Below are 25,711 nucleotides of genomic sequence, written 5' to 3' on the forward strand. Positions count from 1 at the left end.
ATATGTGGGCGGGGGGCTACCGGTAAAAGCCCGATTGGTAAGGACTAATTAAAGTTTCACCTTATATAGGTTTTGAGAGAGTAAGATATAAGATATATTGTTTGTAGCGGAAATCTTGAATGAAGGGAGCGTGTGATAATTGGCAATGACGGATGAACAATTCGAGAATTATCTTGTTATGTGTTATGACAAATTAGAAAGTAAACAGCAAAAATTCATTTCGGATTATAATATCTATAACTTTGATGAGTATTGGTATGATCAAGATCGATGTATATTACAGTTTAAAAAAAATGGTCAAGTGTTACTTGAATTTAGTGTTGTTTTTATAGGGTCTTGGTCTGGAAAGAGTAACAGTTGGATGTGGTCTTGGGCTAATGAGAATGTGGCTGATTATGCAAGAAGTAAGTCTAACTGTTTGAAAGATTTACAAAAGATTACAGGAAGTGAGGTTTTTATAAATCCACTTTTTGAATGCGATCAAGAAATGGCGTATGAGCTAGCAGCCTTTTCCATTGAATATTTAGATGCAGAAGGAATGTATATGGCACCAGGTGAGAGAAGTGATGTGTTTATGGCTGTTATGTCACCGCATGCGTTGTGAGTAGAGCATATGAAAAATATAGATAAGGTAAAATGAATAAGGAGTACAGTTTAATAAATTATTAAAAGGTATCATAGGTCCCCGATGCATGGTGATAAATTTAAAGGAGTGAATTATATTGCTTGAAGTAAAGTTTTACGATTGGAAAAAAAAACGTCCTAAAAAACATTATTTGCTTGTACATGAAATTAGAATTTTTGAGCTAATTTTCTCAAAGAAAGTTAGCGAGTTTGAGATGGGATTAAGAGAGATTGAAAAAGTAACTGTCTTTTGTTTAGCTAACGAAAACACTGATATTTCATATGAAGTGAATAGAGCTTTGGGTGAAATTCGTATATATGTTCCATATGATTTTATGGACTTTTTAGCATTAAATTCAGTTGAAGAGAAATACAAAGAGTTTTGCAAATTAGTACGCCAATATGTTGTCCCTGGACTTGAAGAAAACTCTACTCTTTCATCATCTATTGTTAAAGGGTATATAGAGGAGACTTTAGAAGAGATTGTGAAGCAAAACTATGAAGGGATATTTTTAGTTGGGAAGACACCTAAGAAAAGCCCAAGCCGTAAGAAGATAGCGATATTAAAAGGAATTCATCGTGTTAAAGGTTTCCAGCTACGATGTGAAGTGTATGATGAAAAGGGATTAAAGATTCGAGATCAATTATTGGTGGAAGAGGTAGGGAATGAAATGGTATATTCTAGATTCTTAGGGACATTAAAATGGGAAAGTGAAAATCTAATAGTAGTTCAATCTAAATCCAGTAGTTGGAAAGAAGAAATCTATCTTTAATAACAAGGTTGTATAGTAGAAAGAGGGTTGTAGAGCATAAATGAATTTTTTTCGAAAAAATAAATTAAGTGACATTCAGAAAAAATACTATGAACATTTTGGAGAGCCTAGTCAGATTCTTGAATATACCTGGGGTGAAAGAGGAGCTAAAAGAGTAGAATTAGATAATACCGCTCTAAAAAAAGGAATGCTATACGTTTTAGAATTCCCGAAAAATGAAGATAGGCCAGTATGGACATATGTGACATTAGGGATGTCAGCTGAATATATGACCAATGGTGCTAAAGGAGAATTAATTTGGTTAAATGCAAATCAAAATGAGAAAATAATTGATTTGCTTGCTGGATTAGCACATTATCCATTTATAGATGAGACCTCGTTTGATTATGGGGATACAATTTCTAATGCGGATGCTGAATCTGATTTTTCAATGAATGTGCTTTTAGTAAGCCCGGCAGTTATTGAGGCAGGAGAGTCTCCAGAGCTAATGGAGTTTTTTGAAGAAAAGGAGCTTGATTTATTTTGGTTATTACCTATTCATCAAGCAGAAAAAGAGTATATGATGGAACAAGGAGATGGAGATATTAGTGCGCTCTTTGACCTTTGGCTGGAAAAAGAGATTGATACAGAAACTTTCTGTGATCCACATCGTTTATCTACGGTTTGATAAAAATATTTTAAATAATAATTGTGAGTAAGTATCAAACTTATTAATATTAAGGAAGTTTGATGCTTATTTTTTATGTTTAGAATAAACGAGAGGTTTTTGATATATATGAAAGATATTGTATGTAAAGAATTAATAAGTTTTAAGTCTATTGTTGAAGCCTATCAATTTAAAAAAATGAGTTTGGATTATAAACAAAATGTAATTTTGCTAGTAAAAGACAATCAGAATCGACCTTTTATTATTGATTTAGATAAAAAAAATGTGAATATAAATATTTTTAATTTAAATGTAGATATTGATGTCGAATCAGTGTTATGTATGCAACGAATCGGCGAGAAATGGTTACTGATATTTCACTATGAAGATGATAATGCGGTTATTTATAATGCGGATGGGAGTGAATATGTTAAGTTTTATATTGGAGAAGGGGTTCAAGATTGTCAGGTTGATGTGAACGAAGATATATGGGTTAGTTATTGTGATGAAGGAATTTTTGGAGAGTCTCCAATTGGAGCAAATGGTATAGTTGCTTTTGATTCTACAGGTCAATTGATTTTTGATAGCTATGATCAATATGTAGAACAATATAATATACCGTATATAGATGATTGTTATGCAATGAATGTTATAGATGGAGATGTTTGGCTCTATTATTATTCAGAATTTCCTTTAGTTCAAATGAAAGATAAAAAAATTCATATGTCGTGGAATGAAATACATGTAACTAGGAAAATATGGTCGAAAAGTTTTGCGGTTGCTCAAGGTAAAGTAGTATTCATTACTCAAGATAAAAAATTGGTTGTTTATGATTTAAACAATAATCAAGTGTACGATAGTAATCTTTGTAATGAACTAGGGGAGCAGGTTCAATTTGTTAATTATTATAGCCGCGGATCGGTTATGTATTTTCAAACGGATGATACGCTTTATTATGTTAATTTACTGAATGTATGAGGTGATAAATGTGAATGAACGTCTAAAGAAAATTGCAATGTTAAGAGAAAAGGTAGAGGAAAAGGCTACTAGAGAAAAGTTTTTAATGTTATGTCCGTCTATAAAAGAATTTGAGATTATTAGCGGGAAGAAAATTGCTTCATTAGTAAACTTTTTAATTGATGAAACACCGAATCCTATCAAAGTTATGAGTGAATTAAATGCTGAACAAGTTCTCAATGAAATAAAAGAATTTGAACGTGAATTAACTAGTTTATTGTCTAAGAAGATTATTGTATGGTATGCACATGAAAATTGGGACTTTGGTGTGCAATTAGAATTAGAAGATTTCATGTTATATACAAAAGAAGTATTACATTTCATTGGATATGACGATGCTCAAAGAGGATTAATTTATTCTAGCCTTATTGTAGTAGATGAAGCAATGAGAAGTGCTTTTTCTTTTCTAAAGAATGAGTATAATGTCGAGATAGTACTATGGAAAGAAAGCTGAGTGTATTAGAGTGTTTTAAAACAAATTGGATGAATGGTTGAATTTATTATTAGAAGAAGTGGTGCGTGGTTTAGTGTGATAGAAAGAAAAAGAGAGTCTTCAAGGGATATGTATAAGAGAGTAAAGGAGAGAAAATATGTCTTTTTATAAAGAGGAAATAAAAGGGGATAAATTGATTATAAGTGATGAAAGCATTGATATTTTAATGGATGCTTTTCAAGAGATTGAAAAGATATATAATGAAGGGCCTCGCAGATTACCACATATAAATGAGTTAGAGATTATGTTGAAAAATGCATTAGAAATGCAGAGTGATAGTTTTTCTTTAGAGGAACAAGAAGTAGTAGATTGTAAGTTTAAATTAAAGAAACGTCGCAAAAAATCATTTAAGCCAGGGATAGTTTTTGCGATAAATCTTAAAAATATTAATAAGTATGGGTACGGAATGTTAGTGAAAGGACAAAATGTTACGAGGCCATATGATGGGGAAACATATGTAGAATATTTTTCTTTATTTACAGATGAAAAAATACGGATAAGCGAGTTTAAAAACTATTACAAGAATCAAAAAGAAGTATTATTTACGGCGTATACTGCCTGGTCTGGTTGGTTAGATGGTGATTGGAAAATTATTGGTGGATTACCAATGGAATTGTTTGATCCGGGGGAGTATAATCTTCCAGATTTTGTGTTTGAGAATAAGAATCAGGGGACTTATTTTGTGAGCCGAGGGAGAGCAGATGGTCCTTTAATCGATTTTGAAATGGTTAGTGAAGAAGAAGGTAAGAAAATTAAAAATCCTTCAGGGATAGCAGGACAATATGTTATAGAAGATTGGTTGGAAGAGAAATATAGCGTTTTATAAAAAAGAATGTTTTTGTGTTGAAGAGATAGCGGATTTTACTTGTATTTGAAAGGAGTAATAATATGGATATGTATGAGCTAGCTACTGGTGTAGATTCAAAAGAAAAATTAGTAGAATTCCTGTTTTATCTTCAAAAAGATTTTAAAGAAAATAAAGATGAGTGGGAGAATATAACGTTAGAAGATTACTTAGAATCATTGGAAGCATGGCTAAATGATTGTGATGGTGCTTTTCAAAATAAAGGTAAAGAGATGCCTAAAAATATATCATGGAATTTCATAGCGACGGTATTACTCGCGGGATCTTATTATGAATAAGTAAAAAAACGAAGAGTTTAAATAGCCCTTCGTTTTTTTTTTACTTTATTTTTTCTCTACTAATTTTTTATTCTTCCAATCTAGTGTGAACAATTTATTAAATGTTTTTTGATCAACGTCTTTTACGTTGTTTCCAACCCAGTTTGCAGTTCCGAATGTGTAGCCTGGACGAAGTTGGTAGTCGTCGGCGTGTTTTGTATAAGCGACTTGTAAGTTAGATTGATCTGTATTTTTTTCAGAGATAACAACAGCAATCATACCAGGAGAGAAACCGCTATTTGTTAATGCTGGAAGTTGATCCATCGGTATTAAATTACCTTTTGCATCAGATTCATATAGGTATGTGCGAGAGTACATGAACAGTTGGTTTCCATATAAAGAATGATAGGAGTCACGTGTGTAAATACCCCAGTTTTGATTGTTATATCCGTTAAAGAATACGTTCCACTTTACGTTTTTGTTTGTTTGGTCAATTAAATTTGTTTTATAACTAGTTTGTTTATAGCTTACAGAGTCAGACCAAGTGACTTGACCAGTTGCACCAGCTTCACCGCTAGGGCCATTAGGCGTTACAGAAGCTTTAACAGAGCCACCAAGTTGATAAGATACGCTAGATGTTACAGTCGTTTCTTCTACAGCATTTGTAGGTGCTACGTTAAAGAAACGAGCGCTGTTATCTTGAAGGTTAAATGCAACATCATATTGTGAAGGATAACGTAATGTTGCACTAGCGCCAGGGATTGGGTAGTTATCAATAGGTGCATCACTTATAGTAGGATTTGCTTTTAGAAAACTACCAGTTGTATTAATAACGGCAATCTGTTTATCAGCGCTCGGGTCATCGATAAAAGTTACCTTTAAAGACATTGTCATATTATCAGCTTGATCATTATTAAATGTATTATAGCTCGTATGTGTTTTTGCATTTTGCCCGATATCTGTTACAACTTGTGACGTCGTTTGAGCGTAAGCAGCAGGTGTTGAAAGAGTTACAGCGCTACTAGCAAAAACAGCGGATAATGCTAAACACTTTAAGTATGTTTTAGAACGTTTCATACAATCACTTCCTTTTATCTTTGTCGATATATGTCGTATTACATTTATATCGTAACATGAAAATAAAACGGAATAGATGGTTATGCATAATTGCATAGGTGAGTTTTGAACGATAAAGATAATAGAATTTCATCCAACACTTAAGACTCAAAAATGTCCATTACAGCCGTTCTTAAAAATTTTAAGATAATATGTTTATCAATGTTCTTATTATGAAGATTGAAGCGCTTAATATTTACGTTATAAGTGCATAACAAGTTATAATAAAAGAAATCAATAAGGAGGCTGGCTGTGAAGAATCTTCGTTATCTCAATATATTTACCATATTAATTATATACACACTACTTATGTTTTACATCGGCTGGAACGGATGGGTTTGGCTTCATGCGGTATTTGGCTGGGAATCTTGGGGATATTATGCTTTTATAGTCGCATTTATTTCATATGCGTACATTCTCGTGCAAGTGTTTAAGTTTTTGCCATTTCTACGAACGATCGGTTCAATTTGGTTCGCGGTCATACAATACGCGCTTATGTTGTTGCCATTAGCTAATATTATGGTCTTTCTTTTACAGTTTTCAGTAGAGAAAGAAGCGGCAATTATTTGGACAGGGGCGGCTGTGATAGCTGCATTTATCTTTATCTTTGCGTATGGAGTATTTAATGCGTATAGTCCGGTAGTAAGAAAGTACGAGGTGCACATACCGAAAAAGGTAGAGGGGCGTAAAAGTTTACGCATTGCGATGGCTTCTGATATGCATTTCGGTAAACTGTCTGGCGTTTCGCATTTAAAAAGACTTGTTCGTCATGTAAATGAGATGGAACCTGATATTATTTTACTGCCAGGTGATATTATCGATGATCATCCAGGTGTGTTCATTCAAAAGAATATGGGACCAATCATGAAACAAATGAAAGCACCATTAGGCGTATATGGCGTATTAGGAAACCATGAATACTACGGCAGAGCGGTTCCAGAGTTTTTACAAGAGATGGATAAGATTGATATTCGTATTCTTTTAGATGAAGTAATTACAATTGAAGATGACTTTTATCTCGTTGGAAGAAGAGATAAAACAGAGCGAGATCGTCAAAGCTTTGAACAATTAATGAGTACGGTAGATAAATCGATGCCTGTTATCGCAATGGATCACCAGCCATTTGAGTTGAAACAAGCAGCAGCGGCAGGTGTAGATTTATTATTATCCGGTCATACGCACCGCGGACAAATGGCGCCCAATCATATTGTAACGAGAAGAATGTACGAGCTAGACTGGGGATACGCACAAAAAGGTGCGTTCCACGCAATTGTTTCTTCTGGATTTGGATTTTGGGGACCCCCGCTTAGACTTGGTAGTAGGTCGGAGATTGTGCAGGTAGAAGTTACGTTTGAATAGGGGTTATGAAATAGAGAGTTGATGGCTCTCTATTTTTTTTAATAAAAACAAATAAAAATAAATATTTATGTTGGTGCTAATTTCATAAAAGAGATACGATTATAAGACTCGATTAAAATAAAGGGGGATTGTAAGTGATCATATCAGATGTACTATACGGAGAATTTGAAGTGGATCAAGTAGTAGAAGAATTAATTTCAAGTAAGTCTATGCAAAGACTAAAGGGAATTCATCAAAATGGCGCAAGTTACTTAATGAACGAGAAATGGAATGTAACGCGCTTTGATCATTCAGTTGGTGTTATGTTATTAGTTAAAAAACTAGGTGGTTCAGTAAAAGAACAGATTGCTAGTTTACTGCATGACGTATCACATACTGCTTTTTCCCATGTGATTGATTACGTTTTTGATAATGAAGATGAAAGTTATCATGAAGAGATATTTAGTTCTGTTGTGAAAAACTCAGAAATTCCAGCGATCCTTGCGAAGCATGGTTATAACTATGAAGATATTTTATTAGATGATTTGAAGTGGACATTACTGGAAAGGTCAGCGCCCGAATTATGCGCAGATCGAGTAGATTATACGTTACGAGATATGTATACATACGGATATATTTCTTTAGAAGAGGTTCATAGATTTTTAGAGGATATTATCGCAGTAGAGGGGAAAATGGTTGTTCAAAGTGTCGAAATGGCAGAATGGTTTACAGAAACGTATTACAAAGAAGTAATTGATTTCTTTATGAAACCAATGAATATTTACGGAAACGATATGTTAGCGAAAACGTTAAAGTTATCTCTTCATAAAAAGGTTATTCATGCAGATGATTTTCTTCTTGAAGATGAGGAGCTTATTTCGAAATTGCAGCAATGTAATGACCCCGAAGTAGAAGCTTTATTAAGCAAAGTTCATCCAAATGTAAAGGTAAAAGAAGATAGAAACGATTATGATTTACATCAGAAAAATAAAGTGCGTCTTATTGATCCGCCGTTACTTCGTGAAGGGAAAATCGTTCAGTCATCTGTTGTGTCAGAAAACATAAGACAGATAAGTGATATTGCTTATGAAAAAGCGGTGAGAGGGATGTATGTGAAAGTGATTTCGAATTAAAAAAGAAGTAGCGCATCGTTTTTAGAGCGCTACTTCTTTTTTATTAATGATCAAACCAATTCCAAATCTCAATATCTCCAAGAGTCGCATAACGTACGTGCGGGGAGTTTTGTAATTTTAATAACTCTTTCGATGGACCAGTAATAACAATTCCGTATACTTTTACACCGTTGTCCTTTACATATTGATAACGTTTATCTAAGTTTAGTTCTTTCTCAGAAAGCGCTGCTATTTTGCTTACCGTTTTTTTATGGATAGAAAGGACGCGCATCATTTCGGTTACTTTGTCTTCTTGCGTTTTCCGCCCGTCAGTTTCATTATCGAGGAATCTTACATGTTCTGGAAACCCTATAGCTTCTCCGCCATGTAGGATATAGTCATCTACATTTTTTCTTTCTTGTCCTGTATCTAAAGCGTACCATAAAGGAGTTGGAGGGAGTTCTTGTGCCTCGAATATGCTATATAGAAGCGGTTCTAATTCTTTTAAAGTGTAAGCTTTATCAAAAGAAATTGCTACTTCTGCAACGGTCCCATCATGTACTTTTGCAAGTGTATCCCATACTTTTTTTGATGAATCTTTTAAATAATCACCCTGCTCTGTTTTTGGATGAACAAAGAAGAGTTTTGGTTGATAGAACGGATTCATCCAAGTTCGCTTCGTAACATCTACAGATGATAAGAAGCTTTTTGTTTCTATTGTACCGAGGGGCATTTCTTTTTTACCGACGGTTCGTACTAAATCAAATTGGCTATTCGTACGGAAAAAAGCTTCTACACTTGTTCCACCTCCCATAACACGGCTATTTGGGATCGTTGCTTCAAGTGCAAGCGAAGGAACCTCTCTAATTTCTTCTAGCCTTTTATCATTATTAGCTTGAAAATAAAAGGCTGATAATACCCCGCCGATTATATAGATAACGATGCAAATTGATAATATAAAACCAAACGTTTGTAAACGATGTTTCCACTTAATTCTCCAAAAAGGAATTTTAAGATTTTTTGGGGGTAACTTTTTCTTAATTGGTTCTGTTTTTGTTAACAGCTCATCTAAGTAAGCTTCACACTCTTCACATGACTCAATATGACTTTCTAACAGTTCTTGTTCATCATGCGTGAGCGTTCCATTTTCATACTTCTTCCATAGTTTTTTAAATTCTGTACAACCCATCCGTATCACTCCTTTATGCTTTTCGTGTCTTTCCGTCCCCTGTGTAATTCAATTTTCACTTTCGCTAATGAGAGACCAGTCATTTCTGCTATTTCCTTATAGGAGAATCCATAGTAATCTCGTAGTAGTAGGACATTTCGTCTTTCGAGCGGAAGAGCGTATAAACTGTCTAACCAACTAGCAATCTCATGTTTTACGAAATATTCATGTTCTGTACTTGGCACGTTTGGTAAATGGAATTCTTCCACTGTAGTTGTTTTATACTTTTTTTCTTTTCGATACCAATCGATAAAGGCATTGTAGGCAATTGTAAATAACCACGGCCTAATTTCTTCTCCTTTATAATAGTCAATATGGACGAGCATTCGGTAAAATGTTTCTTGCATGAGATCTTCCGCATAGTGGGAATCTCCGGTTAGGGAGAGAAGATAGCGAAATAAATCTTGCATATGCTCTGAGTAAATTTCTTCTAATGATTGTTTACGTTTCACTACATTTCCCTCCCTTCATACATAACAACGAAATACATATAAAAAAGTTACAATTTTTTATGGAATTATAGTAAAAAACGTCAAGAATTGGATTGCGTTCTCTTTTATCATAATACATATAAGGCGGGTGAACAGAGATGGAAAGCTATGAAACACAAATTCAAAGGTCAATTGATTATATTGAGGAAGATGTAATGGAAAAACAAACGCTGCGTAATTTAGCGCGGGTTGCAGGTTTTTCTGAGTCTCATTTTCATCGTGTATTTCAGGCGTTAGTAGGTGATACGGTAATGGAGTATGTTCGAAAGAGGAGGTTAGCCCGGGCAGCTTATCAACTTTCTCATACGGATGAAAAAGTTATTGATATCGCGTTTGAACATGGCTTTCAATCTCACGAAACGTTCACGAGAGCCTTTAAAAAATTATTTCAAATGACACCGAGTGAATATCGAAAACAAGAAATCGAAACACCGATGTATTACAGAGTAAATGTAAAGCAAAGAAAATTAAATCCGTATTTAGGAGGCATACAAATGGAATATCGTATTGTAAATAAACCAGAATTTTTAGTGGCGGGTTATGAACTGAAGACGACAAGTAAAGAAGGGAAAAACCATCAAGACATTCCAGCATTTTGGCAAGAATATTTACAAAAAGATCTTGGAACGACGATTCCGAATCGTAAAGATACGAGCCAATGGGTAGAGCTTGGATTATGTACTGATTTTAATTTAGAAACAGGAGACTTCACTTATATTATCGGAATGGAAGTTACAGACTTTGAAAATGTACCAAATGAAATTGCAAAGCGTACTTTCCCGGCAGCAACATATGCAGTATTTACAACGCCGAAAGTTCCTCATGAAGAAATGGTATCGTCTATCCACCAAACTTGGAATGCAGTATTCTCAGAATGGTTTCCGCATTCAGGCTATGAACATTGCGGAGTTACAGAGTTTGAATTATACGATGAGCGTTGCCACGAAGATAAGAGTGAGTTTGCACAAGTAGAGCTTTGGATACCGGTGAAGAAAAAATAATAGGGTAAGAGCGAATCATTGGGAGATGGTTCGCTTTTTTTATAAGTGGATTGTTAAATTTGTATTGTTTTATCTGTAATACATATGAAAATGGTAAAATAAAGTAGCAATTAAATATTGCGGGTGGAAGGTTATGCCCTTTCTTCATTTTGTGAAGAAAGGAGGTGTAATCGTATGGAATTTCTTTTGCAAATTTTGTTGGAAATTACAAAAACTATAGCTAGAGAAGGTATAGTTTTTGGATTTAAGAAATTAACGGCAAAAAAGCGCAAAAAGAAGACCACCCGTCTGCCTGCGAAGCGTGGGAAGTCTTCTAAGCGCAAATAAGCTTTAGTTGCAACCTTCCACCTTGCGGTAATTAGTTGCAGTGACGGGGTGTTGGAAGCACCTCGTCTACTTCATTTTATGCAAAACTTAGTTAGTTTATACTTCTATTTATAGTATAACAGTTTAGAAATGTATTTGTTAATAGTTTTATTTCTACTTTTACCTTGTATAGTAGGGAAGTAGGTTAGTATTGTCGGTTTTTGTCGGTAAGTCGATATATCTAGAAAATCGCTGATATATTCAAAAAATCGCCGGTATAATTTCATATACCGTTAAAACACCTCAAAAAAAAACGATTCGCATAATTTCAATTACCGCGAAATTCTCCCAGAAAAGAAAAAAGACGCCACATAGCGTCTTTCCTACGAACGAAACGGAAATACAAGAATAATCGTCGTTCCTTTTCCGAGTGCACTATCAACGGAAATTGTTCCGTTATGAGCATGAACGAGCTGTTTTGTAATGGCTAGGCCAAGTCCAGTTCCGATGTTGCTTTCTTCTGTGTTTGTTCCGCGGTAATATCGTTCAAATAGAAGTTCTTTCGTTTTTTCATCCATTCCTTTTCCATCATCTGAAATGGAGAGTGTAAAGGAATTAGCGTTTTGTGATAGTTTTACGATGACAGTAGTTGTTTCATTATTATGTTTTACAGCATTTACGAGTAAGTTTTCGATAATACGCTGGAACCATTTTTCTTCAATGAAATATTGAATTTTATTTGAGCTCGGTACGAATTCAATATTTTGATTTTGGAGTGTTGGATTGTTAATAAATTGCAATAACACTTTTTGAACGAACTGATTGATTTCAACGTTTACGTGTTGGGCAGGAAGGCTGTTATTTTTTAATTGATACGTTAAGCTTAAATCATCAATTAATGTCGTCATATATTGAGATTTCTCTTTCATAACACTACCAAATTGCTGAATATCACGATCAGTCCAGTTATATTGATTCGATTCGAGTAATAATGCGTAGCCATATATAGAGCTAAGTGGTGTTTTTAAATCATGCGTTAGACCGGTAATCCATTCTTCTCGTGTTTGCTGGAGTACTTGCCTCATCGCATCATTTTTTTTGAGTGTAATAGAAAGGTGTTCTAGTGAACTTGTTACATCTCTAAACAAACGAAATGACCATTTTTCTTTACCAGATCGCCGGAACCTGACAGGTTTTCCTTTTTTACTAATAGGTTCTTCATACTTTCCACCAGCGATATTTTTAAGCCAGCGCATCGCATGTAATAACGGTTTCCCGAATTTATTACCGTACCAAATAGAAAGAATGACTAAATAAACAAATACGATAAGAAGGATTAATCCGCATCCAATGAGAAACTTCTTAGTAAATACATCTTCAATTTCGTCATCTGGATAGTAGTGCTCATTTTTTGCAGTTACAACGAGAAGGTTGCCACTATTTGCATCGTAAAAGCTAGACGTATTTTCTTTATGATTCCACGGCTCTTTTTCATTAAGGGCAATTTGTATCGCTGAAAATGTTTTTTTCTTTCCAGCTGGATAGGCAAAAACCTCTTCGCCATTTTGATTAAATATTTGAAGTGCTGCTTTTTCTTTAGACAGTAACTGTTTTTCTTGATCTGTTAATGTGAACGAATCCATCGTTAAAGAGGAGTGATCCTTTTGAATTGCTGTCAGTAACGCATTGCTTTTTAACATACCACCATAAATAACAAGTACTTTCTTTTCTTCTAATTCAATTTCCCAATATGTAAATTTATAATTACTTTCGATATGATGTTGTATATATGCGACTAAAGATGTCTTCGTATAAGCATTCGGAACATCATTTGGTGTATTAAAGTGGTAGAGGATTTTTCCGTTTTCATCTACAACTTGGAGCCAATCATTTTTCTCCTTTATTAAATCTTGCACTTCAGATTGTAACGAAATATGCCCATCTTCTGAAGAGATGTATCTTGAAATTGTAAAACTATCAGAATCTGGAATGTTAGGTTCGTATAAAGTACTAGTAAGAAGAAAAATTAAATAAGTAAAAGCAGCAACTACAGCGATAAGTAATGTAACTAAAACAAAAACGTGTTGCATGATAAATTGAATAATAAGTCGTTTATTAAAATTCATATCGTCACCCTACTTTGTAACGAACTTATAACCAAGCCCGCGAACGGTTTTTATATATTCTGGTTTACTTGGATCATGTTCAATTTTTTCACGTAGTTTTCGAATGTGGACCATAACAGTGTTGTCATCGCCATTATAGGCAGGTGCTCCCCAAACTTTTTCGTATATTTCCTCTTTCGAAAATACGTAGTTCGGATTCTCGCAAAAGAAGAGTAGTAGTTGAAAGAGTTGAGCGGAGCATTCGACAATGTGCCCATCTACTGTTAGTTCTGCAGAGTGCTGATCAATTTCAAATCTTCCAAATGAAATCGAGTGTGATTTTTGTTCGTGTGGTACGGTTTGTTTCATATGTCTCCGAAGCTGTGCTTTCATGCGTGCTACTACTTCTAATGGATTAAATGGTTTCGTAATATAATCATCTGCACCGTATGAAAATCCGGATATTTTATCTAAATCAGATGCTTTTGCTGATAGGAAGAAAATTGGACAATCTGTTTGTTGGCGAATGATTGGACAAATATCAAAACCAGATTGTCCAGGAAGCATTACATCTAAAATAATTAAATCGTAATTGTTTTGCTTAGTTAGAGATAAAGCCATTTCAGCTGATGTTGCAGTTGTAATATGAGAAAAGCCTTCTTTTTCAAGAATGGTAGTTAGTAATTGTAAAATTGCTGTTTCATCATCAACGAGTAAAATATTTGCTTGGTACATAAACATCCCTCCTAATTTTCTCGAATATCATATCATCATTTTGTAACTTATGGAATTTTTAAGGAAATTTTAAGGTTTTCTTTCGCAAAAAATTAAGAATCAAATGATATGATAAAAGTAACATAGGGGAGGAGATGAGTGTGAACCCGTTTCAAGTGATGCGAGCTAGATATTTTTTAATTGTATTTGCACTATTAATTTTAATAGCGAGAAGTAGTGGCGATTTGCTAACAAGTATATTTCATATACAAAATTCTTCTTTTATAAATATCCTTATATTCTATATCCTTCCGATGGTATGGATTTCTTATGAGTATAGAAAGCACCACATTTCATTTTCATTATTTGTTAATAAAAATGAAACATTTAACTTGGTACAAGTTTTATACATTACGGTTATGTTATGCATGTTTAGTTACGGGTATCTTATTTTGTATATGTATAGTTTTGCATGGATTACACCGGACTTTATTATGAACGCCCTGCATGAACCAATTGTAGATAGTACTGGGGGATATGTATCTCAAGTCATTAGGGTCGTATTCATCGCACCAATTATCGGGGAATTTGTTTTTCGCGGATTTTTACTTCAACGTTTTGCAACAAAATGGGGAACGAGCATAGCGACCATCGTTGTAGCAATATTGTTTGCGTTGTTACATGTTGATTTCCTCGGTGCAGCCATATTCAGCATCGTATTGTCAATCGTATATATTCGTACGAAAAGTTTACTCATGCCAATTGCAATACATATGTTAAACAATGCATTTGTAATAGGTGCGTCTTTTCTAATAAGTAGAGAAAAAATTATGAGTTTTGCCGATTTCTCAAATTATACGACATTCTTTCCTGGACTTATTATTTTTATAACAGGATTAAACTTAGTACTTATCTTTTTATTTGTTAATCGCAAATATTGGAGTAAAGAAGTGCCGGTTATATATGCAGAGCAGGAAAAGAGCTTTTCAGATGTAGTCGGGAGTAAATAAGATGAAGAAGACGGTTGAAAAAATATTAAAAGACATTATAGATTCTACGTCTATTACAGATATGTGTGATAAAAGCGTTTGTCATTGGCTTCAACCTGTAGTAGATACGATTGTGTTTCCAGAGTATTACTTATTTTCTAGTACTCATTTAAAAGAAAATATTATTTCTCTTCTTATTGTGTTCGGGGTTTTACTAATATTTGGTCTAATTGTAGAAGAAATGATGAAGCGCATCTTCAGAAAGAATGAAGAGAAGTATATGTGGATTCATAAAGTATTCGAGAAAGTAATGGTGGCTTTCCTTTTGTTTTATGGTATAAAAACAATCATTTACTTTATAGCTTTGAAACATCATTAATTCGAAATTTGAAAGGGATGTATAAAATTATATGAATGAAACGATATCATCAAATAAGTTTTTTTATTTGATTTTACTTAGTCTAGTGTTAATAACGACAGTGAATGTTATTTTGCGCTGGGAGGAAGCTTATTTTTTCATGTATTTAGCGCTCCATTTGCTAGGGATTTTATGTATAAGTGGTGGAGTGGTTACTGAAAAAAAGAATGAAGAAAGCGTTAACTATATGTGTGTGATCGGTCTTGTTTTACTTTTAGCTGTACAAGGTATTATGAAATATAGTTCTTTCTCTTTACAAGATTTTAGTTTATTAATAGATGTACTTCCTTAAAGAGGCTTTTTATTTTATCTAAAAAGCAAGTAGGGTACGTGTTGGTTTGTAAGTGTGATCCTTATTACGGATTGTGAACCGAAGAAAGTGTTTAAAGATAGGTAAAACTCTTCTTATGTAGAAGAGTTTTTTTATGTAAATAAAAAGATCCAGAGCAATTCACATAATAAGCTTGTTCTAATTTAGCGTGTACGAACTTACAATAATAATAGACAGGCAGCATAGAGGAGGGAATAGCGTGAGGAAGGTTATCGGTTGGTCGCTTTTTTTGTACGTTGGATTTGCGTTACTTATATATTGGTATTTATTTGGATGGAATCATGAACTTATTCCGGACATGTATAAGGGAACGAGTGCAGATCCAGAAACGTTTATGAGTACGAGAGAGCTTACGCTAAGCCAAGATTATTCGCGCGTGAAAAATTTACTATACTTTTTAGCGACGCCTCTTGAATGGATTATTTTATTATTTGTACTTGTGCTAGGTATTTCAAGAAAGTTTGAGAAATGGTCGAAGGAAACGACTAAAATAAGTGTTTTGCAAGTTGCGATTTATTTCTTTTATTTATCATTATTGACAACAGTGCTTGCCTTACCGATGCAATGGATTGGCCGGAAAGTGTCCGTTGATTACGGCATTTCCACACAAAGTACACAAAGCTGGATAAAAGATCATGTTATCGGTTTTTGGGAAAGTTATGCGACTATGTTAATTGTAGTGACCGTTCTATTATGGCTTATCCGTAAATTTCCGAAGAGATGGTGGCTAGCAGGGTGGGCGCTCTCTGTTCCATTTACAATCTTTTTAACATTCATACAGCCTGTCGTTATTGACCCACTGTATAACGACTTTTCGACGCTGAAAAATAAAGAATTAGAAACGAAAATTTTAGCGATAGCAGACAAAGCGGATATTCCTGCTAAACACGTATATGAAGTAAATATGTCAGAAAAAACGAATGCATTAAATGCTTACGTAACAGGAATTGGCCCTAACGCCCGTATTGTAATGTGGGATACAACGCTTAAGCAGTTAAAAGATAAAGAGATTTTATTTATCATGGCCCATGAAATGGGGCATTATGTTATGAAGCATATATATTTTGGCGTTGCAAGTTATGTATTGCTATCGTTTATAGGTATGTTTTTAATTAGTCGTATTATAAATATGTGTATTCGCAAATGGGGAGATACATTGCAAATTTCAAAAGTGGCATGTTTCTCCATTTTACCTTTATTTTTCTTAATTTCTTCTATACTCTCATTTGCAGTACAACCAGCAACAAACTACGTTTCACGTATAGAAGAAAGAGCGGCAGATCAATATGCTTTAAATATGACGAAGGACGGAAAATCTGGTGTGAAAACTTTTCAATATTTATCAAAAACAAGTTTAAGCCAAGTGAATCCGCCTGCGTTAGTGAAATTTTTCTTATACACGCACCCACCAATTTTTGAAAGAATTCATACGTTTGAACAATATGAGAAACAAAGAAAAAAGGAGTAGCTATTATGCTACTTTTTTTTATAGAGATATAAGTTTCATATTGGGAATATTTATCATTGCTTTTTATTGCGATTTTGTAAATAATAAGCTATAAAATTCTAAAAATCTATATATAAAGGAATAAAGGTGAAAAAATGTATTTTTTACAAAATTTAAAAGTGAAATATAAATTATTAGCGCTTATTTCATTAGCAGTTTTAGGTATGGTAATTATAAGCAGTGTAGCAATTAGTTCTATTAATAAGATTAAGCATGATACAGAGGTTGTAGTAGATGATTATCAATATTCTGCAATTTTATTAGAAGGAATGCTTCGCACACAAAATTCACTAGAATATAACCTACTAGAATTAATTACGGTATCACAAAATGAAGTGGCAAATAAAGAGGGAATAATTGATAATATTGAAAAGGATCTTAAAAAATATGATTCTTTATTAAAAGAATATGATGATGGTTTTAATTTAAGTAAGCAAGAGGATGAACTGTTTCAGAAGATGAAGAAATCTTTGCCAAGTTATAAAGATACATATAAAAAATTATTTGAAAAGGCAAAGGCAACAAACGAGCCACAAATGGTAAATGAATTTCAGAAGGAATTAAAACCGAAGGGAATAGAGTTAGCCGGTTATGCAGTGGATCTAGAATCGTATGTTTCAAATTTAGCTGACCAAGTATTTAAAGATTCTCAAAAAATGATTGATCGTTCCGTTATTACCTTTATCATTCTTGTAGTAGTTACTACAATCGTTATATGTATAGTAAGTTATATTATTAGCAAGCTTATAGTTGCTCCTTTACAAACGGTTAGTCGTATGATGGAAAGAGCGAAAGAAGGAGATTTAACCGTACATGGTGATTATAATGCTAAAGATGAATTAGGTGTATTAGTAAGTAATTTTAACGAGATGATTGCAGGGCTAAGAACAAATATGCAAGAAGTAGAGAATAATATTCAGCTTTTATTTCAACATGCAGACGGAGTAGTATCTGCATCAGAAGTATCTAGTAGTGCAGCAAAGAAAATCACTATGGATATTGAAGAAGTTGCAAATGGTGCAGAGAGTCAAATGCAAGCAATGGAACAAACTGCGGGTGCGATGGAAGAGTTGACACAAGGAATGCAGAGTATAGTCAATACATCGTCCTCTGTAAATGAATTATCTACTCAATCAGCATTAGATGCAGAGAATGGTAACAAATTAATGAAACAAATGATTCAACAGATGGATACAATCCAAAATTCGGTACATAGTGGTGTGAAACAAGTAGAGACTATGAAAGAACAATCAGAAGAAATTGTTAAAATCATTGATGTTATGCAAGGTATTACCTCCCAGATTAACTTATTAGCATTAAACGCCGCAATTGAGGCTGCACGTGCTGGTGAAAGTGGTAGAGGATTTGCAATTGTGGCAGATGAAGTGCGGAAATTAGCAGAACAATCTAGTGATTCTGCAAAACAAATTGAGAATCTTATTACTCAAGTTATGGGAACAACGAACCATACGGTACATATGATGGGGAAGGTAGATAATGAGGTACAGGCAGGTACACAAGTAGTAATGCATACAGAAAAAGTATTTGGAACAATTACAGAAAAAGTACAACAAGTATCTGAGCAAATTCAAACGGTATCTATGTCTACAGATGAAATTGCAGCGAGTAGTGAGGAAATCTCGGCTTCTGCAGAAGACATGGCTCAAATTTCCCAAAGATCATCTGACCGAACTGATAGGGTAAAAGAGTCTATTCAACAGCAAGAAAAATCTGTTCAAGAGATTTCGGTTTCAATTGAACATATGCATAACGCAGCAGGAAAACTAAAACAAATAGTTGCCCAATTTACTCTTCAAAAGTAGTAGCATATTTGAGTGTTAATAAATATAAAAAATCATCCTCTTTTAAGAAAAAAGGATGATTTTTTTATCCCGCTATTTGCTGGGCAGTAAGACCTCCACCTCAAAATTCAGCGAAAGCGAGTTATCAGTGAAGGGGAATGCTACCTCTGAAATATAAACCATGAATATAGTAGCCTCCACTAGGTATCTCCTTTAGGTGCCAATAAAGGGAAGTTATAAAGTGAAAAGGAGTTTATAAAGAGATTGTAGAATGTTTTAGTATATAACACCTTAGATGTGACAACTTCCTTTTTGAAAAAGAAAGAAGGGAGTATAAAGCAGAAAGGTAGTGGAAATATTTCTTCTAGAAGATTTACATTTTATCTTATATTCACCAAAAAATAATACTCCTGAAACAATGAAGTTCATTTTATTTGAATGAAATAGGGAGAGAGGACAATGAAGAAAAAAATATTGGGTGTAATGATGATTGCGACAATGGCAGGAGGTATATTTGCAGGGACGAATGTGACGCCTGTAAAAGCAGAAGAGTATCCACAAATGATTGTGTTTGAAGATGTTCCATACGGATTTTGGGCATATGATGCTATTATGGACTTAGCATATCATAAAATTATATTAGGGTATGGAAACGGGAAGTATGGTGTTGGCGATCTTATAACACGTGAACAAGTAGCTGGGACCATTTACAGAACACTTGAGATAAAAGAAGAAGGGCCAGTAGCGAATCCATATAAAGATGTTTCTGATAGTACAACAACTTTTAAAAAGGAAATTTTGGCGTTAACAAAACGTGGTGTTTTTTCAGGGGATGGCCAAGGGAATTTTAGGCCGAAAGCACCAATCTCTAGAGCGGAAATGTCTGTCATTTTAAAACGAGCATTTCATTTTGAAACGAAACAAAAACATACATTTAAAGATATTCCAAAAGGCCACTGGGCAGAAGATGCAATTAGTGCGTTACAATCTAATAATGTTGTGAGAGGAACTGGGAATGACATGTATGAATTAAATCGCCCTGTACCTAGAGAACAATATGCTCAGTTTATTAATAATGCGATTATTAATTATCATTTGAAAGAGGATTGGAAGTAGAGTGAAATATGAAAGCACAAATAGAAATATTTGTGCTTTTTTGTTTGTTTAAAAAAGAATTATTATTCTCATTTATGTATTTTTATGGTTATACACAAGCTTTATAATCAACCCGATGAAAAAGACATGATGTGTAATATGATTCACAAAACCGTCACGAAATGTGTCGAAAAATATATTGTCACTATACCATTTATTCTGTATATTTTTAAAAAAACATATACATATTGGGGAGATAATTTGATGAGCAAAAAATTATTAAAAACAGCTACAGCATTAACAATTATGGGTGGGGTGTTATTCTCAGCAGAGAGTAACAGTGTAAAAGCGGAAAGTGCACCGTTGCAAAAAACAAATACAATTGTATTTAAAGATGTACCAAAAGGGCATTGGGCATATGAGGCAATTCATGAATTAGCGGAACAAGAAATTATTTTAGGATATGGCGATGGAATATTCGGTTTTGGGGATAATGTAACACGTGAGCAAGTTGCAGCTTTAATTTACCGTGTGTTTGATATGGAAGAACAAGATGAATATGAAAACCCATATGGAGATATTGATGAAAATTCAACAAGCTTTATCGAGGAGATATTGGCTTTAACGGAAATGGGAATTTTCCAGGGAGACGAGAATGGAAACTTTAGACCGAAGGCGACGTTAACGCGTGCAGAAATGGCACAAGTTCTTACGAATGCTTTTGACTTACAGGCAAAGGGATCTCATAACTTTAATGATGTTTCAGCAAATTCATGGGCAACGAATGCAATTAGTGCAGTACAAACAAATGGTATTACAATAGGAATCGGAGAAGGTAAATTCGGTCCGTCTATGAAGGTAACGAGAGAACAATACGCACAGTTTTTACATAGAGCAATATTGCATGATATGGAACAAGGGCAGTAATAAAGTTTAACTAGTCAAAGTGAAATTTAAAAATAATACAAAAAGGTCGTTGTTGTATAACAGCGGCCTTTTTTGTATGAAATAAAGCGCGAAAGAATGGCGTTTTGAAAAAAATGAAATGAATTTTCAAAAAAAACTTCCTTTTCTGAAGATTTGTTATATAATATAAAACATAAAATCAAATCTGTTATAAAACAGTTTAAGAAGGGGATGCTAATATGTCGACGCAAACTTCACGGGTTACACTGCCCGGAGAAATGTTACCAGCGTACAACGAAATATTGACACCTGAGGTGCTTAGTTTTTTGAAGGAACTACATGAGAATTTTAATGAGCGCCGCATAGAACTTTTACAAAAACGTGTAGAAAAACAAAAGAGAATTGATGCAGGGGAGTTTCCGAAGTTTCTAGAAGAAACAAAACATATACGTGAAGCGGATTGGACAATTGCCAAGCTGCCAAAAGACTTAGAGGATCGCCGCGTAGAGATTACTGGACCGGTAGATAGAAAGATGGTCATTAACGCTTTAAATTCAGGAGCGCATCTTTTTATGGCGGATTTTGAAGATTCGAATTCACCAACTTGGGAAAACGCAGTTGAAGGGCAAATCAATTTACGAGATGCAGTAAAGGGAACGATTTCACATAAAAATGATAAAGGGAAAGAATATAGATTAAATGAGAAAACAGCTGTACTCATTGTACGTCCAAGAGGATGGCATTTAGAGGAAAAGCATATGCAAGTTGATGGGAAAAATATGTCGGGTAGTTTAGTAGATTTCGGTTTGTATTTTTTCCATAATGCGAAAGCTCTTTTAGCAAAAGGGAGCGGCCCATACTTTTACTTACCGAAAATGGAAAGTTATTTAGAAGCGAGATTATGGAATGATGTATTCGTATTTGCTCAAAAATATATCGGCATTCCAAATGGAACGATTAAAGCAACTGTGTTACTAGAAACGATTCACGCTTCGTTTGAAATGGATGAAATTTTATATGAGCTAAAAGATCATTCTGCTGGCTTAAATTGCGGAAGATGGGATTATATTTTTAGCTTTTTAAAGAGTTTCCGTAATCATAATAAATTCTTACTACCAGATAGAGCACAAGTCACGATGACGGCGCCATTTATGCGTTCGTATTCTTTGAAAGTAATTCAAACATGTCACCGCCGTAATGCACCAGCAATTGGAGGAATGGCGGCACAAATTCCGATTAAAAATAATCCAGAAGCAAATGAAGCAGCTTTTGAAAAAGTGCGTGCTGATAAGGAACGCGAAGCTTTAGACGGTCATGACGGGACTTGGGTCGCCCACCCTGGACTTGTACCGGTTGCAATGGAAGTGTTTAATCACATTATGAAAACACCAAATCAAATTTTTAGAAAACGTGAAGAAATATGTGTAACAGAAAACGATTTACTAGAGGTACCGGTGGGAACGATTACAGAAGAGGGCCTTCGCATGAATATTAGCGTAGGTATTCAATATATTGCATCTTGGTTAAGCGGACGGGGAGCAGCACCCATTTATAACTTAATGGAAGATGCGGCAACAGCTGAAATTTCAAGAGCACAAGTATGGCAATGGATTCGTCATGAAGGTGGAAAACTAAATGATGGTCGTAATATTACGCTTGAATTAATGGAAGAGCTAAAAGAAGAAGAATTAGCAAAAATAGAAAGAGAGATTGGTAAGGAAGCCTTTAAGAAAGGGAGATTCCAAGAGGCGACAACGTTGTTTACAAATCTCGTTCGAAATGATGAATTCGTACCATTTTTAACATTACCGGGTTATGAAATTTTATAAAAAACGAAAAGGGGATGGAACAAATGAAAAACGAAAGAATCGAGAAGTTGCAAGAAAGCTGGGAATTAGATGAGCGTTGGAAAGGGATCACACGTCCATATTCGGCAGAAGATGTAATTCGCCTGCGCGGGTCAATTGACATTGAACATACGTTAGCGCGTCGCGGTGCTGAGAAGCTTTGGACATCGCTTCATACAGAAGACTATATTAACGCACTTGGCGCATTAACAGGAAACCAAGCGATGCAACAAGTAAAAGCTGGGTTAAAAGCGATTTACTTAAGTGGTTGGCAAGTAGCAGCTGATGCAAACCTTTCTGGACATATGTATCCAGACCAAAGTTTATATCCAGCGAACAGCGTACCTGCTGTAGTAAAACGAATTAATCAAACGCTTCAACGTGCGGACCAAATTCAGCATATGGAAGGAAGCGATGATACAGACTATTTCGTACCGATTGTAGCAGATGCAGAAGCTGGATTTGGTGGGCAATTAAATGTATTCGAACTGATGAAAGGTATGATTGAAGCAGGTGCATCAGGTGTGCATTTTGAAGATCAATTATCTTCAGAGAAAAAATGTGGCCATTTAGGTGGAAAAGTACTACTACCAACGCAAACAGCAGTACGCAATTTAATTTCTGCACGCCTTGCAGCAGATGTAATGGGAGTGCCGACAATTATCGTTGCAAGAACAGATGCGGATGCAGCTGATTTAATTACGAGCGATATCGATCCTGTTGATAAAGCATTTATTACAGGAGAAAGAACACCAGAAGGATTTTACCGTACGAATGCAGGTCTTGATCAAGCAATTGCGCGCGGTTTAGCGTATGCACCGTACGCAGACCTCGTTTGGTGTGAAACTTCAGAACCAAATTTAGAAGATGCAAAACGATTTGCGGACGCAATTCATAAGGAGCATCCAGGGAAGCTACTTGCATATAACTGCTCACCTTCATTCAACTGGAAACAAAAACTAGATGAAAAAACAATTGCAAGCTTCCAAAAGGAAATCGCATCTTACGGTTACAAGTTCCAATTCGTAACACTTGCTGGATTCCATTCATTAAATTACGGTATGTTTGAACTAGCACGTGGCTATAAAGAGCGCGGCATGGCAGCATACTCTGAACTACAACAAGCAGAATTCGCAGCTGAAAAACATGGCTACTCTGCAACACGTCATCAACGCGAAGTAGGAACAGGTTACTTTGATGAAGTAGCACAAGTGATTACAGGCGGAACTTCATCAACGACAGCGTTAAAAGGATCTACGGAAGAAGCACAGTTTACGAAATAAAAGGAAGGGGCACCTTTTTTGAAAGGTGCCCCTTGTTATTTTCTAAACGATTCGAAAAGAGAGATGGAGTTGTCGGCAAAAAACGATACTCCCTTTTCTTTATTACTAAATCAACTCCACTCAGCCCTATGATCACGAATAAACTTTATATCTTTCTCATAATGCTCTAGATGTCCTTCATCGATCATTCTTTGGAAATTCAAGTCGCCTTCTTGTGCTTTTCGTTTCATATATGTACATAACCCTTCTAATCGAAGCAACACCATTCCTAAGTAATCTTCATCCATATTTTTACCATAGGACTGAACGAACAATTTGACTCTCTCTTTAATACGATCTGCATGTTGCGGTGAATCATAATGAACGGCTTCACCGGATTCTGTATAATATACTCTACTTAAAGGCACACAAGTATAAAGTGTATAAGCGATATCCCATAGTCTTGGGCCAGGAGCAGCAACATCGAAATCAATAATCCCTACTGGCTTCTCATTATTAAAAATAATGTTATATATGGCAAAATCATTATGGCATAAAACCTCAATGTTATTTGGCGTATGATCCATCGGTTTCCAATCATCTAATAAAGGAAAATCACTTACAGCATCATGGTAAAGGCGGAGCATCATTGCGATTTCTTTTAATACATCATTAGATCGCATATATTCTTTTAAAGGATAATTGCCAGCTTCTCCTTCAATAAAGGATAAAATCTCTCTATCTTTTTCATCTACACCTAAAAACTTTGGCGCATGATGAAATCCCTTGTTTTCTAAGTGTTGTAATAGCTTATGGATCTTTGCACTATCTGGCTTTAACTCTCGACGAACAGTATTTTTAGAACGATATACGTTCGAAACGTTTCCGCCTGTTAGCTTTTCTTCGTTATCGTAGTTTGACATGTAAAAATTCCCCCTATAATTAAAAAATCCAATTCCAAATAGTGAATAGACCAACAATGGCAGAAAAGAGAAGGGAAGCAAGCAATGCTAGACAGCCAAAAGGGACTAGCTTATCTTGCCATGTTTCTTTATACTCATAAATTAACTCTTCTGCTACTTTCTTCTGCACTGAAGATAAAGGTTGCTCTTTATACAAACTTTTTATATGGTTAGAATCGCCTTTAAACTTTAAAGCACGTGCAATATGATGAGGACTATTTCCCATTGATTTTTCAAATAATAAACATGATTCATGCATAATGTCTGTTTTATGCTCCTCTAGATACCAGTAACGTCCAGCCATTTCTGGATATTGTAATTTATAATAAATATCTCCGAGTTGTTTTCGAAGATGTAATTCATTTGGGTATGTAAAGATGAGGCCATGCAATCTATCTCTTGCTTTTCCAAGATTATTATTTTCAATATCCTCTTCAATTCTTTTTAATGTTTTTCTAGAAATTTTATTGGTCATAAACTTCCCCTTATTTAGAATAGAGATAAGT

The 25,711-nt window shown here is 34.7% G+C and carries 27 protein-coding genes and 1 pseudogene; 20 read left to right on the forward strand and 8 right to left on the reverse strand.

Translation table 11 applies throughout. The features are described from left to right. Positions 1 to 139 precede the first annotated feature (139 nt). From ACTFRU_RS08865 to ACTFRU_RS08895, 7 genes are all read left to right on the forward strand, one after another. Positions 140 to 604: a DUF6882 domain-containing protein gene (locus tag ACTFRU_RS08865; RefSeq protein WP_098905984.1), complete on the forward strand. Its 465-nt coding sequence runs from the start codon at positions 140 to 142 to the stop codon at positions 602 to 604. Between the two features lie 118 nt (positions 605 to 722). Continuing rightward, the gene (locus tag ACTFRU_RS08870) at positions 723 to 1,397 is read left to right on the forward strand and encodes a hypothetical protein (protein ID WP_016124259.1); all 675 of its coding nucleotides are present in this window, start codon (positions 723 to 725) and stop codon (positions 1,395 to 1,397) included. Positions 1,398 to 1,437: 40 nt separating this feature from the next. Next, positions 1,438 to 2,064 (forward strand): suppressor of fused domain protein, encoded by a 627-nt coding sequence (locus ACTFRU_RS08875; RefSeq protein WP_001008994.1) that lies wholly within the window; start codon positions 1,438 to 1,440, stop codon positions 2,062 to 2,064. Positions 2,065 to 2,172: 108 nt separating this feature from the next. Beyond that, on the forward strand, positions 2,173 to 3,021 hold the full coding sequence (locus ACTFRU_RS08880; protein WP_349560807.1) for a hypothetical protein: 849 nt from the start codon (positions 2,173 to 2,175) through the stop codon (positions 3,019 to 3,021). Positions 3,022 to 3,031: 10 nt separating this feature from the next. After that, entirely contained in the window at positions 3,032 to 3,514 is a 483-nt protein-coding gene (locus tag ACTFRU_RS08885; protein WP_048534195.1) for a hypothetical protein, read from the forward strand. A gap of 136 nt (positions 3,515 to 3,650) precedes the next feature. Beyond that, entirely contained in the window at positions 3,651 to 4,379 is a 729-nt protein-coding gene (locus ACTFRU_RS08890) for an Imm26 family immunity protein (RefSeq protein ID WP_016122082.1), read from the forward strand. Between the two features lie 62 nt (positions 4,380 to 4,441). Further along, positions 4,442 to 4,696, forward strand: coding sequence for a DUF7660 family protein (locus ACTFRU_RS08895; RefSeq protein WP_016122083.1), 255 nt, complete (start codon positions 4,442 to 4,444; stop codon positions 4,694 to 4,696). A 45-nt stretch (positions 4,697 to 4,741) separates the two neighbouring features. On the opposite strand, the gene cytK2 is transcribed toward ACTFRU_RS08895, so the two are convergent. Together cytK2 and ACTFRU_RS08905 are read right to left on the reverse strand one after the other, a co-directional pair. Further along, positions 4,742 to 5,752, reverse strand: coding sequence for a beta-channel forming cytolysin CytK2 (gene cytK2, locus ACTFRU_RS08900; protein ID WP_000830629.1), 1,011 nt, complete (start codon positions 5,750 to 5,752; stop codon positions 4,742 to 4,744). 143 nt (positions 5,753 to 5,895) lie between these two features. Further along, a pseudogene (locus tag ACTFRU_RS08905) lies at positions 5,896 to 6,009 on the reverse strand (TetR family transcriptional regulator); the annotation flags it as partial. A gap of 34 nt (positions 6,010 to 6,043) precedes the next feature. Here ACTFRU_RS08905 and ACTFRU_RS08910 point away from each other — a divergent pair. Further along, on the forward strand, positions 6,044 to 7,150 hold the full coding sequence (locus ACTFRU_RS08910; RefSeq protein WP_000793735.1) for a metallophosphoesterase: 1,107 nt from the start codon (positions 6,044 to 6,046) through the stop codon (positions 7,148 to 7,150). Between the two features lie 134 nt (positions 7,151 to 7,284). After that, positions 7,285 to 8,262, forward strand: a complete 978-nt coding sequence (locus ACTFRU_RS08915) for an HD domain-containing protein (protein ID WP_000587068.1) — start codon at positions 7,285 to 7,287, stop codon at positions 8,260 to 8,262. A gap of 43 nt (positions 8,263 to 8,305) precedes the next feature. Here the strand turns inward: ACTFRU_RS08915 and ACTFRU_RS08920 are convergent, their stop codons facing one another. Beyond that, positions 8,306 to 9,430, reverse strand: coding sequence for an anti-sigma factor (locus ACTFRU_RS08920; RefSeq protein WP_074619146.1), 1,125 nt, complete (start codon positions 9,428 to 9,430; stop codon positions 8,306 to 8,308). A gap of 5 nt (positions 9,431 to 9,435) precedes the next feature. After that, positions 9,436 to 9,921, reverse strand: a complete 486-nt coding sequence (locus tag ACTFRU_RS08925; RefSeq protein WP_000824008.1) for an RNA polymerase sigma factor — start codon at positions 9,919 to 9,921, stop codon at positions 9,436 to 9,438. A gap of 137 nt (positions 9,922 to 10,058) precedes the next feature. Between ACTFRU_RS08925 and ACTFRU_RS08930 the strand changes: the two genes are divergently transcribed. Together ACTFRU_RS08930 and ACTFRU_RS08935 are read left to right on the forward strand one after the other, a co-directional pair. Then, positions 10,059 to 10,961, forward strand: coding sequence for an AraC family transcriptional regulator (locus ACTFRU_RS08930; protein WP_000446855.1), 903 nt, complete (start codon positions 10,059 to 10,061; stop codon positions 10,959 to 10,961). A 174-nt stretch (positions 10,962 to 11,135) separates the two neighbouring features. Next, positions 11,136 to 11,288 carry a hypothetical protein gene (locus ACTFRU_RS08935; protein ID WP_000394943.1) on the forward strand — a complete coding sequence of 51 codons (153 nt, stop codon included), beginning with the start codon at positions 11,136 to 11,138 and terminating at the stop codon, positions 11,286 to 11,288. A gap of 362 nt (positions 11,289 to 11,650) precedes the next feature. On the opposite strand, the gene ACTFRU_RS08940 is transcribed toward ACTFRU_RS08935, so the two are convergent. Then, a complete protein-coding gene (locus ACTFRU_RS08940) occupies positions 11,651 to 13,393 on the reverse strand; it encodes a sensor histidine kinase (protein WP_001010447.1) in 1,743 nt (580 codons plus the stop codon). A 9-nt stretch (positions 13,394 to 13,402) separates the two neighbouring features. Further along, positions 13,403 to 14,107 (reverse strand): response regulator transcription factor, encoded by a 705-nt coding sequence (locus ACTFRU_RS08945; RefSeq protein ID WP_000283871.1) that lies wholly within the window; start codon positions 14,105 to 14,107, stop codon positions 13,403 to 13,405. A 140-nt stretch (positions 14,108 to 14,247) separates the two neighbouring features. On the opposite strand from ACTFRU_RS08945, the gene ACTFRU_RS08950 reads away from it, so the two are divergent. From ACTFRU_RS08950 to aceA, 9 genes are all read left to right on the forward strand, one after another. Then, positions 14,248 to 15,096 (forward strand): CPBP family intramembrane glutamic endopeptidase, encoded by an 849-nt coding sequence (locus ACTFRU_RS08950; protein ID WP_001067985.1) that lies wholly within the window; start codon positions 14,248 to 14,250, stop codon positions 15,094 to 15,096. Position 15,097: 1 nt separating this feature from the next. After that, entirely contained in the window at positions 15,098 to 15,454 is a 357-nt protein-coding gene (locus tag ACTFRU_RS08955) for a hypothetical protein (RefSeq protein WP_000754334.1), read from the forward strand. Positions 15,455 to 15,485: 31 nt separating this feature from the next. Continuing rightward, positions 15,486 to 15,785 carry a DUF2101 family protein gene (locus ACTFRU_RS08960; protein WP_001006050.1) on the forward strand — a complete coding sequence of 100 codons (300 nt, stop codon included), beginning with the start codon at positions 15,486 to 15,488 and terminating at the stop codon, positions 15,783 to 15,785. A gap of 238 nt (positions 15,786 to 16,023) precedes the next feature. Next, complete coding sequence (locus tag ACTFRU_RS08965; RefSeq protein ID WP_001233328.1) at positions 16,024 to 17,292, forward strand: M48 family metallopeptidase; 1,269 nt, start codon at positions 16,024 to 16,026, stop codon at positions 17,290 to 17,292. Positions 17,293 to 17,426: 134 nt separating this feature from the next. Beyond that, on the forward strand, positions 17,427 to 19,154 hold the full coding sequence (locus tag ACTFRU_RS08970) for a methyl-accepting chemotaxis protein (RefSeq protein WP_440037610.1): 1,728 nt from the start codon (positions 17,427 to 17,429) through the stop codon (positions 19,152 to 19,154). A 438-nt stretch (positions 19,155 to 19,592) separates the two neighbouring features. After that, complete coding sequence (locus ACTFRU_RS08975) at positions 19,593 to 20,249, forward strand: S-layer homology domain-containing protein (RefSeq protein ID WP_006924935.1); 657 nt, start codon at positions 19,593 to 19,595, stop codon at positions 20,247 to 20,249. Positions 20,250 to 20,387: 138 nt separating this feature from the next. After that, the gene (locus tag ACTFRU_RS08980; RefSeq protein ID WP_139304517.1) at positions 20,388 to 21,155 is read left to right on the forward strand and encodes an S-layer homology domain-containing protein; all 768 of its coding nucleotides are present in this window, start codon (positions 20,388 to 20,390) and stop codon (positions 21,153 to 21,155) included. Between the two features lie 218 nt (positions 21,156 to 21,373). After that, positions 21,374 to 22,963: a malate synthase A gene (aceB, locus tag ACTFRU_RS08985; protein WP_000107314.1), complete on the forward strand. Its 1,590-nt coding sequence runs from the start codon at positions 21,374 to 21,376 to the stop codon at positions 22,961 to 22,963. Positions 22,964 to 22,986: 23 nt separating this feature from the next. Then, positions 22,987 to 24,264: an isocitrate lyase gene (gene aceA / locus ACTFRU_RS08990; RefSeq protein WP_000787346.1), complete on the forward strand. Its 1,278-nt coding sequence runs from the start codon at positions 22,987 to 22,989 to the stop codon at positions 24,262 to 24,264. 110 nt (positions 24,265 to 24,374) lie between these two features. Here the strand turns inward: aceA and ACTFRU_RS08995 are convergent, their stop codons facing one another. Both ACTFRU_RS08995 and ACTFRU_RS09000 read right to left on the reverse strand, forming a co-directional pair. Further along, positions 24,375 to 25,166, reverse strand: coding sequence for a phosphotransferase (locus tag ACTFRU_RS08995; protein ID WP_366982305.1), 792 nt, complete (start codon positions 25,164 to 25,166; stop codon positions 24,375 to 24,377). Positions 25,167 to 25,185: 19 nt separating this feature from the next. Further along, the gene (locus ACTFRU_RS09000; RefSeq protein WP_006924944.1) at positions 25,186 to 25,680 is read right to left on the reverse strand and encodes a DUF6584 family protein; all 495 of its coding nucleotides are present in this window, start codon (positions 25,678 to 25,680) and stop codon (positions 25,186 to 25,188) included. Positions 25,681 to 25,711 lie beyond the last annotated feature (31 nt).

This window comes from Bacillus cereus group sp. MYBK220-1 (genome assembly GCF_051916445.1).
Lineage (GTDB): Bacteria > Bacillota > Bacilli > Bacillales > Bacillaceae_G > Bacillus_A > Bacillus_A cereus.

Bases quoted from the DNA above. Each gene is read 5' to 3' on its own strand.
- ACTFRU_RS08940 (WP_001010447.1), bottom strand. From the start codon at position 13,393: ATGAATTTTAATAAACGACTTATTATTCAATTTATCATGCAACACGTT.
- ACTFRU_RS08955 (WP_000754334.1), top strand. From the start codon at position 15,098: ATGAAGAAGACGGTTGAAAAAATATTAAAAGACATTATAGATTCTACG.
- cytK2 (WP_000830629.1), bottom strand. From the start codon at position 5,752: ATGAAACGTTCTAAAACATACTTAAAGTGTTTAGCATTATCCGCTGTT.
- ACTFRU_RS08920 (WP_074619146.1), bottom strand. From the start codon at position 9,430: ATGGGTTGTACAGAATTTAAAAAACTATGGAAGAAGTATGAAAATGGA.
- ACTFRU_RS08895 (WP_016122083.1), top strand. From the start codon at position 4,442: ATGGATATGTATGAGCTAGCTACTGGTGTAGATTCAAAAGAAAAATTA.
- ACTFRU_RS09000 (WP_006924944.1), bottom strand. From the start codon at position 25,680: ATGACCAATAAAATTTCTAGAAAAACATTAAAAAGAATTGAAGAGGAT.
- ACTFRU_RS08960 (WP_001006050.1), top strand. From the start codon at position 15,486: ATGAATGAAACGATATCATCAAATAAGTTTTTTTATTTGATTTTACTT.
- ACTFRU_RS08995 (WP_366982305.1), bottom strand. From the start codon at position 25,166: ATGTCAAACTACGATAACGAAGAAAAGCTAACAGGCGGAAACGTTTCG.
- ACTFRU_RS08980 (WP_139304517.1), top strand. From the start codon at position 20,388: ATGATTCACAAAACCGTCACGAAATGTGTCGAAAAATATATTGTCACT.
- ACTFRU_RS08890 (WP_016122082.1), top strand. From the start codon at position 3,651: ATGTCTTTTTATAAAGAGGAAATAAAAGGGGATAAATTGATTATAAGT.
- ACTFRU_RS08935 (WP_000394943.1), top strand. From the start codon at position 11,136: ATGGAATTTCTTTTGCAAATTTTGTTGGAAATTACAAAAACTATAGCT.
- ACTFRU_RS08970 (WP_440037610.1), top strand. From the start codon at position 17,427: ATGTATTTTTTACAAAATTTAAAAGTGAAATATAAATTATTAGCGCTT.
- ACTFRU_RS08875 (WP_001008994.1), top strand. From the start codon at position 1,438: ATGAATTTTTTTCGAAAAAATAAATTAAGTGACATTCAGAAAAAATAC.
- aceB (WP_000107314.1), top strand. From the start codon at position 21,374: ATGTCGACGCAAACTTCACGGGTTACACTGCCCGGAGAAATGTTACCA.
- ACTFRU_RS08930 (WP_000446855.1), top strand. From the start codon at position 10,059: ATGGAAAGCTATGAAACACAAATTCAAAGGTCAATTGATTATATTGAG.
- ACTFRU_RS08945 (WP_000283871.1), bottom strand. From the start codon at position 14,107: ATGTACCAAGCAAATATTTTACTCGTTGATGATGAAACAGCAATTTTA.
- ACTFRU_RS08880 (WP_349560807.1), top strand. From the start codon at position 2,173: ATGAAAGATATTGTATGTAAAGAATTAATAAGTTTTAAGTCTATTGTT.
- ACTFRU_RS08975 (WP_006924935.1), top strand. From the start codon at position 19,593: ATGAAGAAAAAAATATTGGGTGTAATGATGATTGCGACAATGGCAGGA.
- aceA (WP_000787346.1), top strand. From the start codon at position 22,987: ATGAAAAACGAAAGAATCGAGAAGTTGCAAGAAAGCTGGGAATTAGAT.